We start from the raw sequence: 14130 nt of genomic DNA on the forward strand, positions 1-14130 counted from the left end.
TCGTTTGTACGCCGGTACGAACTCGTCCGCGTCGGGCCGCGGACTGGAGCTATTCTACGCGTCAGCCTCGTGTCGCAGCGAACACGCTCGGTTACAGCAACGATGGCGCCGGGGTCTCCCGGCACATCGGGGCATGGGCATGGTTCGAACAACAACAACAACAAAAGCGACGGGGCGCACTTTTCTCTTGGGGACGGTCGGCGCGCTGGCGCTGACGATTCACACTCCGCAAGACGCACAGGCACAATCCAATCTGCCGGCCGTCACGGTCGATGCGCCGCGCGCCGCACGGGCGAAGCCATCGCGCCCGGTCGCGAGCACCCGGGCAAGTACGTCGCGGCGCATCGCTGCGCGGCGCGACGCTCGGCCGCCTGCGCCCGTTGCGCCCGTGCCCTATGTGACGCCGTCGACCGGAACGCTCGGTGCGTTGCCGGCGAGCTATGCTGGCGGTCAGGTCGCGAATGGCGGACAGGTCGGCTTTCTCGGCAATCGCAGTATTCTCGAGACGCCCTTCAGCCAGACCAGCTACACATCGAAGCTGATGCAGGATCAGCAGGCGCGCACCATCCGCGACGTCGTCGCCAACGATCCGTCGGTGCGGGCTGTGACGTCGGCCGGCGGCGGCCAGGACGGTTATTTCATCCGCGGCTTCTACTACGACGTCGGCGATCTCGCGCTGAACGGCCAGTACGGCATGGCACCGTTCTGGAGCGTCGGCGCCAATTTCATCGAGCGGGTCGAGATCCTCAAGGGCCCGACAGCACTGCTCACCGGCATTTCGCCGCTCGGCGCCGTCGGCGGCAGCATCAACCTCGTCACCAAGAAGGCGCCAGACTACGATATCACCCAGCTTACCGCGACCTACGCGTCGCGCTCGCAATTCGGCCTGCAGGCCGACGTTGCGCGGCGCTACGGCGAGCACAAGGAGTGGGGCATCCGCTTTAACGGCAGCTACAGCGACGGCAAGACGCCGTTCGACCGGCAGAGCAGCGAATTCGGCAATGCCGTTCTCGGCCTCGACTATCGCGGCGAGAACGTCCGCGTCTCGGCCGATGTCGGCTACCAGGCCAATAATCTCAATCCGCCGATCCGGTTCTTCAGTTTCCAGCCGAACGTCGTGCCGCTGCCGCCGGCGCCGGCCGCGGGATCCAATGCGATCCCGGATTGGGCGTATTGGAAGCCAAAGGACAAGTTCGCCACCGTGCGCGCCGAGGTGGACGTCACGCCGGGTCTCACCGTGTACGGCGCCGCCGGTTATCACCAGGCCAAGATCGACTTCAAGTTCCTGTCGCCGACCATCATCAATCAGGCGGGCGACTACGGCTCGCGGCCGTTCGGCGGCGAGCAGACCTTCACGGCCAAGACCGGCGAAGTCGGCTTGCGCGGCGAGACCGACACCGGACCGGTCAACCACAAATTCGTGCTCAACTACGGTGTGTTCGACCGGCCGAACGAAAACTCCTATCTCGCCGCCGCTGGCCTGGTCGGGTCGAACATCTATAACTACAAGGCGATCCCCGAACCGCTGTTCTCGATTCCGAGCAGCAGCAAGGTCGGCCTGACGCAATGGAGCGTCGGCGCGGCAGATACGATGTCCATTCTCAATGGCGGCGTGCAGGGCGTGGTCGGCATCCGGCGTCAGCACGTCAGCAACAGCTCGACCGATCTGCAAACCGGCATCACCACCGGGCAGGAAGGCGCGGCCTGGAGCCCAGCCTATGCGTTGCTCATCCGCCCGCTGTCGAACGTCACGCTGTACGCCAACTACATCGAAGGCCTGCAGCCCGGCACGACGGTGGGCGTCGGTTACGTCAACGTCGGCCAGGTGTTTCCGCCGTTCCAGACCAAGCAGGTCGAGACCGGCGTCAAGGTGGATTTCGGCAAGATCAGTGTCACCGGCAGCCTGTTCGAGATCAAGCAGCCGAGCGCGATCGCCACGATCGTCGGTGGCCTCCCGTCGCTGTCGACGGACGGCGAACAGCGCAATCGCGGGGCCGAGATCAACGTGTTCGGCGAAGTAGCGCCGGGCCTGCGGTTGCTCGGCGGCGGCGCCTTCATCGACGGCGTGCTGGAGAAGACCGCAAACGGCCTGACCGACGGCAATCGCGCGCCGGGCGTGGCCCGGGTCAACGTCAATCTCGGCGCCGAGGTCGACGTGCCTGGCATCGATGGCTTTACCCTGACGGGACGGGTGGTGCACACCGGCTGGACCTATGCCAACGCCGCCAACACGCAGGTGCTGCCGGCCTGGACACGGTTCGACCTCGGGGCGCGCTACACCTTCCTGTCGCCATGGAACGGCAAGCCGATCGTGGTGCGGGCGGCGGTCGAGAACGTGGAGAACATCGCCTACTACGCGTCGTCCTACAGCGGCAGCGCGATCGGTCTCGGCGCGCCGCGGACGTATCTGGTGTCGACGACATTCACTTCTGAGGACTCAAGCGCCCCGCGCGGAGGGACATCCGCGCGGGGCGCAATGCTGCTGCGAGCGGAACCTTCCGATGCGCCGGGATTTCTGTAGCCGATGGCTGCGGCGGTCCGTCGCAGCGGAAGGCTGACGCCGGCAGCTGCTCGCCGGCTCGTGAGGATTCGCGGCATGGCAAGCGTGTTGTCCGGCTGGACGCGAGAGCAGAAGAACGTCGTGGCCGCCAGCTTTCTCGGCTGGACGCTGGATGCCTTCGATTTCTTCCTGATGGTGTTCGTGCTCAAGGACATCGCGGCTGAATTTTCCACCAGCGTCTCGAGCGTGACCTGGGCGATCCTGCTGACGCTGGCGATGCGGCCGGTCGGCGCCTTCATCTTCGGCCGCGCCGCCGATCGCTGGGGAAGGCGGCCGACGCTGATGGTCGACATCGCGCTATATTCGGCGCTGGAATTCGCCTCCGGCTTCTCACCGAACCTGACTGTGCTGATCGTTCTGCGCGCGCTTTACGGCGTCGCGATGGGCGGCGAGTGGGGTGTCGGCGCCTCGCTGGCAATGGAGACGATTCCGCCGAAGGCCCGCGGCTTCGTGTCGGGCCTTCTGCAATCCGGCTATCCGACCGGTTACTTCCTGGCGTCGATCGTCTACGGCGTATTGTTTCAGTATATCGGTTGGCGCGGCATGTTCATGGTCGGCGTGTTGCCGGCGCTGCTGTTGCTGTACATCCGGCGCCACGTGCCGGAGTCGCCGGCTTTCACCAATCGTGCGGCGGCGGACTCCCGTAGCGCCAAGCCAAGGCTGGCGGGCATCAACTGGTCGCTCGCGATCTATGCCGTGGTGCTGATGACGGCGTTCAACTTCTACAGCCACGGCACGCAGGATATCTATCCGACCTTCCTACAGGTGCAGCACAAGCTCGATCCGCACACCGTCAGCCTGATCGCGGTGATCTACAATCTCGGCGCGATCTGCGGCGGCATCTTGTTCGGCACATTGTCGGAGCGCTACGGCCGCCGTCGCTGCATGATCATCGCCTGCGTGCTGTCGATCGTGGTGCTGCCGCTATGGGCGTTCTCGACCAATCTGTGGCTGCTGGCGGTCGGCGCTTTCCTGATGCAGTTCGCCGTGCAGGGCGCATGGGGCATCGTGCCGGTGCATCTCAACGAGCTGTCGCCGCCGCACGCGCGGGCGACGTTCCCCGGCTTCGTCTATCAGCTCGGCAATCTATTCGCCTCGGTCAACGCGCCGCTGCAGGCCGGCATCGCAGCGCATCTGGCCGGCAACTACGCAATGGCGTTGGCGGTGGTTGCGGGGCCGGTGGCGGTGGTGATCGCCGTGCTGGCGGCGCTCGGCACCGAAGCGCGCGGCGTCGACTTCAGCCGAAGTGCAGAAAATGGCGCCGGCGAGCCGGCACCGCTTGGCGTCGCAGTCGGGCAGGCGAGATCGGCTCTTTAGCAGACGGACTGTCGCAGGAACGTTGCAGCACTTGCGCGCATCTTCGGATACCATCGAGCTTTAGCGGCTTCGCGCGTTGCTGACGTTCGACCGGGTTTCGGCCGTCAACGAACTGTCATATGGTCGCGCTGCCTCGAGCCGAGGAGAGTCCCGTGCGCCTGCGTGTCAGAAGAGCCGCCCATATTCTCGAACGTTGCGGGCTGGCGCTGGCCGGCGCGGCATGCGGCACCTTCGTCGGCGCCCATGTCGGCACCAGCATCGGCGCGCTGACGACGCTCGGATTCCTGCTGGCGATGATCGCGGTCGGTGCGGTCGGCTTCTATCTCGGCATCGATATTCCGCCGCTGCCGTTCCACGCCAATGAAAGCGAAGCCGAGCATGAGGCCCGCGGCGGCATCGACGCCGCCGAATTCCTCAGCGCCTTCGGCACCTTTCTGGCGACGCTGGCGGCGTTCGCTTCGGTCAGCGCCGTGGTGCTACGGCTGCATACACATCTGACCTGGACCGTGCTGATCATCGCCGGCTGGCTCGTCGGCGTCGCCATGCAGATCATCGCAGGCGCGATCGCGCGGCTACGATCGCAGTAACACCAATCTTAGCAAATAATAGTCGTTTGCATTTGCAGAGGCGATTCTCCAAGCTTTATCGAACGTTCGTTGATCGTCTTCAATAGACTTTGACATACGAGCGAGCCACAAATTATGTTTCGCGGAATTCGTGGTCTTCATGATTTTTGATATGGGGCCGTAGGGTGCCACTATTTGAAGTACGCAAGACGTTTGAACGTGTCCTAGGCCGTTTTCATTTCATCACCCAGATTGCGATTGTCTGCCTCGCTCTGCTGGTCTTTGGTGGGATTCTTTTTTGGATATTCAACGAGGTTGTCTATTATTACGTAGCCCGCAGCTACGCCGACGAGATCGCTGACGCCTACGACCTCAATCCCGGATTTGCGAGGGCGGTGCTGTGGGGCAGCTTCGCCGCAGTAACCATACTCGGCGGCCTCAGTTTCTCTTTGTCTGCAAAGAAGAGATGGATCGGTATCGGCGGTGCTTTGGCCTTGATCATCGCGCACTCGCTCTTGATTGCGCGCATCGATGCCAATTTTCGCAAGAACGGCGTGGCGCAGAAGTGCTACGTCATGACCAGAACCAGCATCAAGACGCTCAACCGGGCCGGCATCGACCCGGAGACCGGTCGAGAGTGCCGTCCTCTTACTCCGCAAATCGCAGAGAAAATTGAGGAGTACAGACGAGGCAATCGGCCGGCGCCGATTACTTCTGCTGAGCCTACCTTCTTCGATCCAACAACCGGTGAACCAATTGTTTGGTACTTCAAGACCGAAAGCGGAAACATCGAGCTCTTCAATCTGATGGGATTTCATCCTCAAACGGGCGAGGAATTGCTTCCAATTGACCGGAACGTAGCTGAGGTCTGGAGAAAACAAAGCGCTCAATTAGTTCGTCGAGTGCCACTGCGGCTCGATGACCCGACGAAGTTCGGCTTTTTTGACGCAACGACTGGGAATGCTAGAGTTTGGTTTTGGCGCGATCACGCAGGAAATCTCGAGTTCTATGACGGTCCCGGCTTTCATCCTGAATCCGGCGATCCGCTCCGAATCATAAGCCGCGACGTGATCACCGAATGGCAGCAACAGCAGAGCGACAAGGCTGCCCGCAAGCGCGCGGAGCAAGAAGAGCGGGAGCGAATCCAACAGCAAGCTGTTGCGCGAAAAGCGGAAGAAGATCGACAAGCGGCCGAACGTGCAAGACTGGAGCGTGAAGCGGAAGCCGCGGAACTTAGAGAACGGCAGCAAAGCGGCGATGATTGCGATCGGCTCGCAGCCAATCCGACTGACGCCCAACGATCTGGGCCTGGCGTCCCCTTTGACCTATTGAAGCATCAAGCAGAGAGCGCCTACAGCGCATGCACGCGGGCAGTGGCGACCTTTCCCTTTGAATTGCGTTATCAGTACCAGCTCGGTCGAGCTGCACAATTCAAGGACCGTAAACAAGCCTTCGCCATTTTCTCTCGTTTGACCCAAGCGAGCTATCCCGCAGCGTTCGACAATCTCGGCACCATGTATCTCTATGATCAAAAGGACAGCTCCGCAGCTGTTGCCATGTTCAAACGAGGTGCCAGTCTTGACGATGCGGATTCGATGGTCAGTCTTGTAGACATGATCGACCGTGGATTATTCCCTGTCCCAAATCCGATGCAGGCCAAGATTGCCTTACTGAACCGCGCTGCTCAGCTAGGGCATGGCGGAGCCCAACGTGCCTATCAGGCCGAACTGCAGAAGGCCGAGCAGGAGCGGGCGAACCAGCTCAACCAACAGCAAATGCTTCAGCTGTTTGGCGCAATCGTGCAGGGAGTCGCGAGGCGTTGATCGTGGCCGGCTGGCTCGCCGGCGTCGCAAAATGCCGCCGGCGCGATAGCGCGGTTGCGGCGGCGGCACGCGCACTGAAGCGATACGCGTACTGAGGCGAATGCAAGCCGCTAAACGAAAGCCGCCCCTGAGGGCGGCTTTCAGCAACGTGGCGGGTCGTCTGTGTCTCGTCCCGCGCGCGGGAGAGACGTATAAAACCGGAAGCCCGACTATTTGCGACCGAGCAGGCTGGCGGCAGCGGCCGGCAGCGGGATCTTGGCGACGAGACCGGGCGCGAACACGACCGCGGCGATCACCAGCGACAGCACGACCGGAACCAGCTCGACCGAGCTGATCTCCACCACCAGCCAGATCGCCGCAATCAGGGCCACCAATTCGGCCCCCACATAAGCCAAGACCATGGCGAAGCCGGGCCGGGCCCGGCCCAGCGGCGGCGCCACGAAGGCGACAAAGATTGAAAACACCAGCAGTGCTACCGCCAGCAGGAACAGGAAGGCTGCGGTCTGGAACGCGGCGGCCAGCATGATCCGGTCCTTTCGATGCCATCGGACAACGAGGGCGCTCGGCGCGCCGGACTGTCCGAACAGGAATTCGCCAGCAAGATTAGGCCGATTCAGCCCCGCGCGGAAGCAAGCGGGGTGTCCGGATCGCGCCTGACGACGAATGCAGCGGCAGTCGCAAGGCGACCAGAGCCGCAGGTGGTTGAGACCCGGCTCCTGCGCCGGCCGCCTGCGGGGCGCGCAATCCCCACGTGTGTAAACGGCTCGCGGCGAAGACGACGCGTAATATAAAGGCCGCATAAAGATCCATTCATCTTGGCCCTGCGCGCACTACTTGGTCGGTTGTTTTTATTCAATCGCGATACTCTTGGGACATCTGTTGAATTATAGCTTCGGCAACAAACCAGTCGGAGCCCGGGGAATGAGCCAAGCAGTGACCACGCCGCAGGAGATCGCGCCTGCGCATCGGCCGAGTTCGTTCCTGACGCTGGCGCTCGGCTCGGTCGGCGTAGTCTACGGCGACATCGGCACCAGTCCACTCTACGCGCTGAAAGAGAGCCTGACCGCCGCGACCGGCGGCAATGCGCTGACGCAGCCGATGGTGCTCGGCGTGATGTCGCTGATGCTGTGGACGCTGACCGTCATCGTCACGCTGAAATACGTGCTGCTGATCATGCGCGCCGACAATCACGGCGAGGGCGGCACGCTGACGCTGATGGCGCTGCTGCAGAGCGTGATGCATCGCCGCTTCGCGGTGATCTCGCTGCTCGGCATGGCGGGCGCGGCGCTGTTCTACGGCGACGCCATCATCACGCCGGCGATCTCGGTGCTGTCGGCGGTGGAAGGCCTCAAGCTCGTCGAGCCGGCGTTCGATCCGTACATCCTGCCGCTGTCGATGGCGATCCTGATCGGGCTGTTCGTGGTGCAGAGCTGGGGCACCGCGGCGGTCGCGACTTGGTTCGGACCGGTGATGCTGGTCTGGTTCGGCGTGATGGCGCTCGGCGGCGTCATGAACCTCGCCGGCGATCTGCGCGTGCTGCAGGCGATCAATCCGCTCTACGGCGTCGACTTCCTGCTGCATCACGGCCACGCTGGTCTGCTTGCGCTCGGCGCCGTGTTCCTCACCGTCACCGGCGCCGAAGCTCTTTACGCCGATATGGGGCATTTCGGCCGGCGGCCAATCCAGACGGCGTGGTTCTTCGTGGTGTTCCCATCGCTGGCGCTTTGCTATCTCGGACAGGGCGCGATGCTGCTCGGGCATCCGGAGAAGCTCGAGAACCCGTTCTTCTTCCTGTTTCCCGACTGGGCGCTGCTGCCGATGGTCGTGCTCGCCACCGCGGCGACGATCATCGCCAGTCAGGCGGTGATCTCCGGCGCGTACTCACTCACGCAACAGGCGATCCAGCTCGGCCTGTTGCCGCGCATGGAAATCCGGCGCACCTCGGAAACCGAAAAGGGCCAGATCTATCTGCCGCGCGCCAACTGGCTGCTGCTGATCGCGGTTCTGTATCTGGTGTTCGCATTCAAATCGTCGAGCGCGCTGGCGTCGGCCTATGGCATCGCGGTGACGGGCACGATGGTGATCACCAGCGTGATGGCGTTCTTCGTGATGCGCAAATGCTGGAAATGGCCGACGGCCGCGGCCGTGCTGGTGATCGCGCCGTTCCTCGCGGTCGATCTGATCTTTCTGATGGCCAACATGCTGAAGATCTTCGAGGGCGGCTGGATTCCGCTCTTGATCGGCGGCTGTCTGATGGCGGTGATGATCACTTGGCGGCGCGGCTCCAAGATCGTGTCGCGCAAGACCATCCGCGACGAAGTCGTGCTCGACGATTTCATCAAATCGATCTCGCACTCGTCGTCGATCAGCAAGGTGCGCGGCGTCGCCGTGTTCCTCACCGGCAACCCGAACTCGACGCCGACGTCGCTGATGCACAATCTCAAGCACAACAAGGTGCTGCACGAGAAGAATGTGATCCTGCGCGTCGTCACCGAGGACGTGCCGCGCGTGCCGGAGCACGAGCGCTCCAGCGTCGAGACGGTCAACGACCGGTTCTCGCGCATGACGCTGCGGTTCGGCTACATGGAAAGCCCGAACGTGCCGAAGGCGATGGCGGCGTGCACCACGCGCGACTTCGCCTTCGACATCATGAACACCTCATTCTTCCTGTCGCGCCGCATGATCCGGGCCGCGACGCGTTCGGAAATGCCGCGCTGGCAAAGCCTGCTGTTTGCCAACATGGCGAAATGGGCCGATGATGCCAGCCTGTACTTCCGGATTCCGACCGGGCGCGCCGTCGAAGTGGGGATGCAGATTGATGTTTGAAGGAGCGGCAATCAGTTCCGAGCAGGGCGCCAAGCTCGACTACGCGGCTCTGGTTGTCGATCTCAACACGCTGCTGCGGCTGAAGACGACAGTCATCGGCATGAAGATGTTTGCGAGCGTCGCCGAGATGGAGGCGGTGCCCAAGATCCGGCGGCCGAACGCGGTCCACACCGCCGATCAGATCGTCAGCATGGCATCGCGGCTCGGCTGGACGGTCGGCATCACGGCTGCGGATCTCGTCGGCGAACAATGCCGCGCGGTGATTGGCCTCGCGCCACAGGATGAGCAATGGCTCGCCGGACGGTCTTACGTCGGCGTGTGGCACGCGACGCCGGAGGATGCGCACGCCCGGCAATGCGCGCTCGACGTGGTTCCGTTCGGGCAGTATCAGGCGATGGCGGTGTCGCCGCTCGCCAGCGGCCGGCTCGATCCGGACATCTGCCTCGTCTACGCGACGCCGGGGCAGATGATCATCCTGATCAACGGCCTGCAATATGCCGGCTACAAGAAGTTCGAATGGAGCGTGGTTGGCGAGACCGCCTGCGCGGATTCTTGGGGCAGGGCGCTGAAGACCGGCGAGCCCAGCCTGTCGCTGCCCTGCTTCGCGGAACGCCGCTACGGCGGCGTGCCGGATGAGGAGATGCTGATGGCGCTGAAGCCCGCGCATCTGGCGAAAGCGATCGACGGCATGAAGCAGCTGGCGAAGAACGGCCTGCGCTATCCCATCGCGCCCTACGGCATCCAGGCCGACGTGCGGGCTGGGATGGGTGTGTCGTACGGGGAGAAGTAATCCCGTCGCCGCGAACACCAGCCCCACGTTCGTCATTCCGGGGCGCGCGTAGCGCGAACCCGGAATCCATAACCCCTGTGCCCGCGGCTTGGCACGAGGTAACCACTGCCTCGTCGGACAATGAGGGCTGCGGCGTATGGATTCCGGGTTCGCTCACTTCGTGAGCGCCCCGGAATGACGAACGAGAGGTCGTGTCGGTGAAGCGGTTGCCTCAGTACGCGTTCTCGCCCTTCAGCAGCGCCCACGGCGTCTTCAGCAGGATATAGACGTCGAACAAAACCGACCAGTTTTCGATGTAGTACAGGTCGAACTCGACGCGCTTCTGGATCTTCTCTTCGTTGTCGATCTCGCCGCGCCAGCCGTTGATCTGGGCCCAACCGGTGATGCCGGGCTTGACGCGGTGGCGGGCGAAGTAGCCATCGACGGCTTCGTCGAACAGCCTGCTCTGCAGCTTGCCCTGCACCGCGTGCGGGCGCGGGCCGACGAGCGACAGATTGCCCTTGAACACCACGTTGAACAGCTGCGGCAATTCGTCGAGGCTGGTGCGGCGGATGAACTTGCCGACGCGGGTGACGCGCGGATCGTTGCGGGTCACCACCTTCGAGGCGGTGGGGTCGGCCTGGTGGTGATACATCGAGCGGAATTTGAACACATCGATGCGCTCGTTGTTGAAACCGAAGCGCTTCTGCCGGAACAGCACCGGACCCGGACTGTCGAGCTTCACCGCCAGCGCCACCAGCGCCATCAGCGGCGAGGCCAGCAGCAGGATCAATGCGCCGACGACGCGATCGAACAGATGCTTGGTGACCTGATCCCAATCGGTGATCGGCGCCTCGAACACGTCGAGCGTCGGGACCTTGCCGAGATACGAATAAGCGCGGGGACGGAAGCGCAGCTTGTTGGTGTGCGCCGAGAGACGGATATCGACCGGCAGCACCCACAGCTTCTTCAGCATCGCCAGAATGCGCGTCTCGGCCGAGATCGGCAGCGCGAACAGCACCAGATCGACCCGTGTACGACGGGCGAATTCGACGATGTCGTCGACCTTGCCGAGCTTCGGCGCGCCGGCACATGTTTCGAGCGCACGGCTGTCGTTGCGATCGTCGAACACGCCGAGAACGTGGATGTCGGTGTCGTCGTCCTTCTGGGCGTTGAGCGCCTGGACCAGCTTTTCACCGTTCTCATCGGCACCGACGATGACGGTGCGGCGATCGAGCCGGCCGTCACGCGCCCAGCGCCGCACCATATGGCGCAGGACCAGCCGCTCGCTGACCAGCGCGCCGAGCCCGACGACGTAGAACGACGACAGCCACAGCCTTGAGATTTCGCCGCCGAGCTTGGCGAAGAACGACGCGCCGATGAACAGCAGAAACACGAAGGTCCAGGCCGATACCAGCCGAGTCATCTGTCGCAGCGTGATGCGGAAGACCTGGAGCTGATAGAGTTCGACCGACTGGAAGGTGATGACTGCGGTGATCGTCATCGCCAAGATCGCGGCAATGTATTGCCAGGCGAAGCCGTCCATCCGTGCCACGTAGCCGAGATACAGCGACACGCCGGTGAGGGCGATCAGCACGAAATCGGCAAGGCGGACGAGGCCTTCGATCACGATCGCCGAATAGGCCGGGCGCACCTTTTCGTTGGCGACGGCGAGCGCTGCCGGCGACAGCCGCTTGCGTCGCTCGACCGCCGGTGCGCCGGCGGTCGACGTCGCGGTCGCCGCGCCGGAGGCGGCGGCACTGATCATCTCGCGGACGCTGATCGGTTCCATGTTCTGACCCGTTGCAGCACCGGCGCGACGAGGCGCCACGCCGGGCGGAATCCCCCCGGATCGCGTAGCGTAAAACTTGCAAGAAACTGTTAGCGCGACTGCAGATTTTGGCCCGCGGCAGCCGCCTCGCGGTAGCCGGCCAGCACGCCCTCGACCATCGCCTTCTGGGAAAAGAACTGGAAGATGCGCTCGCGCAGGGCCAGAGCGCGGTTTCGCGCGGCGGCGAGATCGTCCAGGGCGCGACCGATCGCCTCGGCCATGGCGGCGGGCCGGCCGGGCGCGAACAGCGCGTCGGTATGCGGTCCGAAGATTTCCGGAATGCCGCCGACATTGGCGGCGACCATCGGCACGGCGGCAGCGGCGGCTTCGATCACCACATAGGGCATCGAGTCGCCGCGGGACGGCACCACCAGTAAGCGACCCTTGGCGAAACCGTCCCGGGCACGGACGTGGCCGATGAAGCGCACCGCGTCGCTCAGGCGGTGTCGCTCGACCTGCGCCTTCAGCGCTGCGGTTTCCTCGCCGTCACCGCCGAGCGTCAGCGTCACGGCGCGCCCGTTCGCGCGCAGCTGCGCCACCGCCTCGATCAGAAGATCGGCGCCCTTGATGTGGCGAAACTCGCCCACATACGCGACGTCGGTCGCATCGGACGCCGGCGCGACGGGATCGAATTCCCCGGCAGTGACACCGTTGAACACGCAACGCACCAACCCTTCGGGCTTGCCGATCATCTTCTCATAAGTATTGCGGGCGAAGGCACTCTCGAACAGGAACAGTTCGGTGCGGTTCATCAGCAGCCGCTCCATGCGGCTGTAGAGCTGACCTTTGGCCGTCGAGGTCGGGTAGTGCAGCGAGCCGCCATGCGGCGTGTAGACCCGGATCGAGCGCGCCGGCCGCGGCACGATGCGCATAAAGACCCCCGCCTTGGCCCCGTGGCCGTGCAGCACGTCCGGCTGCAGACGCCTGATCAGCCCGGCGAATCTCGCCCATACGGCTACGTCGAGCGGGCTCGGTTCACGGCGGATCGGCAGCCGGTAAACGCCCAGCTTCAACCGCGGAGCGATCTCCGCCAGGGCGGCGGCCGCGCGCTCGCCGCCGGTCAGACTGTCGGCGATCAGCGCGACCTGATGCCCGCGGTCGGCCTGACCGTTGGCAAGGTCGAGAATGTGGCGAATGATCCCGCCGACCGGCGCACGCACCGCGTGAACGATACGCAGCTTGCGGTCCGACTGTGCTGCTTGATCGGAGGCCGCCATGTCACCACCACTGCGCGCCGCAGGGCGGCACGAGCGGGCAGACGAGCAGGGCACAGCCGCAAAGCATTGGTCGATCCATCAGCAACAGCTCGGGGATTAACGATCGTCGTCGTTAACAAACGGTCACCTATCCCAGCACAAGTACACCAATTGAGCGAGTCCGATGCCGAGTTAACCGTGCAGCAACCTTAATCGATTGTAATCGGACTCGAAATTGGCGGTCGTGGCGTCAAGTAGGAGTGAGCAATGCGGTTGGCGTTTTGGCGTCGGAGCAGCGAAAAGTCGGCCGACGGCGCCGTCACTCGAAGCGATCCGCCGGTCGCGATGGACCCGCCGATCGCGACCGTCGCACCGGTCCCCCCGGAGGCCGCCGAGACGTCAGAGCCCCGCAAATCATTCGGAAGCCGGTTCGCCCTGCGCAAAGCGGCGGTGACGAAAGCCGCCTCCGCCAAGACCGCGACCTCGCCCCTGGCACCCGGAGCCAAGCTGGCGCCGCAAGTCGAGCGCCCGGTGGTTGTCGACGAGGCTCCGCCCAGCAATGGGGACATCGACGTCCGGCTGATCGGCCGTGCGCTGGCGCGCAAAAAGCATCTGATTATCGCGCCGACGCTTCTAGCACTGGTGGTCTCGCTGGCGATCGTCAATGTCATCACGCCCCGCTACAAATCCGAGTCGCGCATCCTGGTCGACGGACGCGAGAACGTGTTCCTGCGCCCCAATGGCGAGCGCACCGAAGAGCGCAACGCGCTCGATCCGGAGGCGGTGACTAGCCAGGTCCAGCTGCTGTTGTCGCGTGAACTCGCGCTTGAGGTGATCAAGAAGAACAAGCTCGCCGAGCGTCCGGAATTCGATCCGGTTCTGAAGGGCATCAATCCGCTCAAGTCGCTGCTGGCACTGTTCGGCATCGGCCGCGATCCGTTTGCGATGACGCCGGAAGAGCGCGTGCTCGACTCTTACTACGACCGGCTGACGGCCTACGCGGTCGACAAGTCGCGCGTCATGGTAGTCGAGTTTCAGTCGGAAGATCCCGAACTCGCCGCCCGCGTCGCCAATTCGATCGCGGACGGCTACTTGGTGCTGCAGCAGAACGCGCGACGGGCGCAGGCCAAATCGGCCGGGCAGTGGCTCTCTGTCGAGATCGAGCAGCTGCGCAAGAAGGTCAACGAAGCCGAATCGCGCGTCGAGGACTTCCGCTCCAAATCGAGCCTGTCATCGGCAACA

At 63.7% G+C, this 14130-nt stretch carries 10 protein-coding genes; 7 read left to right on the forward strand and 3 right to left on the reverse strand.

The window, feature by feature from the left end:
- Positions 1 to 133 precede the first annotated feature (133 nt).
- From I5M_RS09920 to I5M_RS09935, 4 genes are all read left to right on the forward strand, one after another.
- Positions 134 to 2521 (forward strand): TonB-dependent siderophore receptor, encoded by a 2388-nt coding sequence (locus I5M_RS09920; RefSeq protein ID WP_244431963.1) that lies wholly within the window; start codon positions 134 to 136, stop codon positions 2519 to 2521.
- A 75-nt stretch (positions 2522 to 2596) separates the two neighbouring features.
- On the forward strand, positions 2597 to 3877 hold the full coding sequence (locus tag I5M_RS09925) for an MFS transporter (RefSeq protein ID WP_022721261.1): 1281 nt from the start codon (positions 2597 to 2599) through the stop codon (positions 3875 to 3877).
- A 152-nt stretch (positions 3878 to 4029) separates the two neighbouring features.
- Complete coding sequence (locus I5M_RS09930) at positions 4030 to 4464, forward strand: hypothetical protein (RefSeq protein WP_031335995.1); 435 nt, start codon at positions 4030 to 4032, stop codon at positions 4462 to 4464.
- 164 nt (positions 4465 to 4628) lie between these two features.
- Entirely contained in the window at positions 4629 to 6266 is a 1638-nt protein-coding gene (locus tag I5M_RS09935) for a hypothetical protein (protein WP_022721263.1), read from the forward strand.
- 209 nt (positions 6267 to 6475) lie between these two features.
- On the opposite strand, the gene I5M_RS09940 is transcribed toward I5M_RS09935, so the two are convergent.
- A complete protein-coding gene (locus tag I5M_RS09940) occupies positions 6476 to 6790 on the reverse strand; it encodes a hypothetical protein (protein ID WP_022721264.1) in 315 nt (104 codons plus the stop codon).
- A gap of 397 nt (positions 6791 to 7187) precedes the next feature.
- Here I5M_RS09940 and I5M_RS09945 point away from each other — a divergent pair, with 397 nt between their 5' ends.
- Both I5M_RS09945 and I5M_RS09950 read left to right on the forward strand, forming a co-directional pair.
- Positions 7188 to 9092 (forward strand): potassium transporter Kup, encoded by a 1905-nt coding sequence (locus tag I5M_RS09945; RefSeq protein ID WP_022721265.1) that lies wholly within the window; start codon positions 7188 to 7190, stop codon positions 9090 to 9092.
- On the forward strand, positions 9085 to 9882 hold the full coding sequence (locus I5M_RS09950; protein ID WP_022721266.1) for a DUF169 domain-containing protein: 798 nt from the start codon (positions 9085 to 9087) through the stop codon (positions 9880 to 9882). Before I5M_RS09945 ends, I5M_RS09950 begins: the two co-directional genes overlap by 8 nt.
- Positions 9883 to 10093: 211 nt before the next feature.
- On the opposite strand, the gene I5M_RS09955 is transcribed toward I5M_RS09950, so the two are convergent.
- Positions 10094 to 11653 carry an undecaprenyl-phosphate glucose phosphotransferase gene (locus tag I5M_RS09955; protein ID WP_022721267.1) on the reverse strand — a complete coding sequence of 520 codons (1560 nt, stop codon included), beginning with the start codon at positions 11651 to 11653 and terminating at the stop codon, positions 10094 to 10096.
- An 89-nt stretch (positions 11654 to 11742) separates the two neighbouring features.
- Positions 11743 to 12909 carry a glycosyltransferase family 4 protein gene (locus I5M_RS09960; RefSeq protein ID WP_022721268.1) on the reverse strand — a complete coding sequence of 389 codons (1167 nt, stop codon included), beginning with the start codon at positions 12907 to 12909 and terminating at the stop codon, positions 11743 to 11745.
- 246 nt (positions 12910 to 13155) lie between these two features.
- Between I5M_RS09960 and I5M_RS09965 the strand changes: the two genes are divergently transcribed.
- A partial coding sequence (locus I5M_RS09965; protein ID WP_022721269.1) for a Wzz/FepE/Etk N-terminal domain-containing protein occupies positions 13156 to 14130 on the forward strand: 975 nt, incomplete at its 3' end.

It is taken from the genome of Rhodopseudomonas sp. B29 (genome assembly GCF_000333455.1).
In the GTDB taxonomy this organism is placed as follows: domain Bacteria; phylum Pseudomonadota; class Alphaproteobacteria; order Rhizobiales; family Xanthobacteraceae; genus Rhodopseudomonas.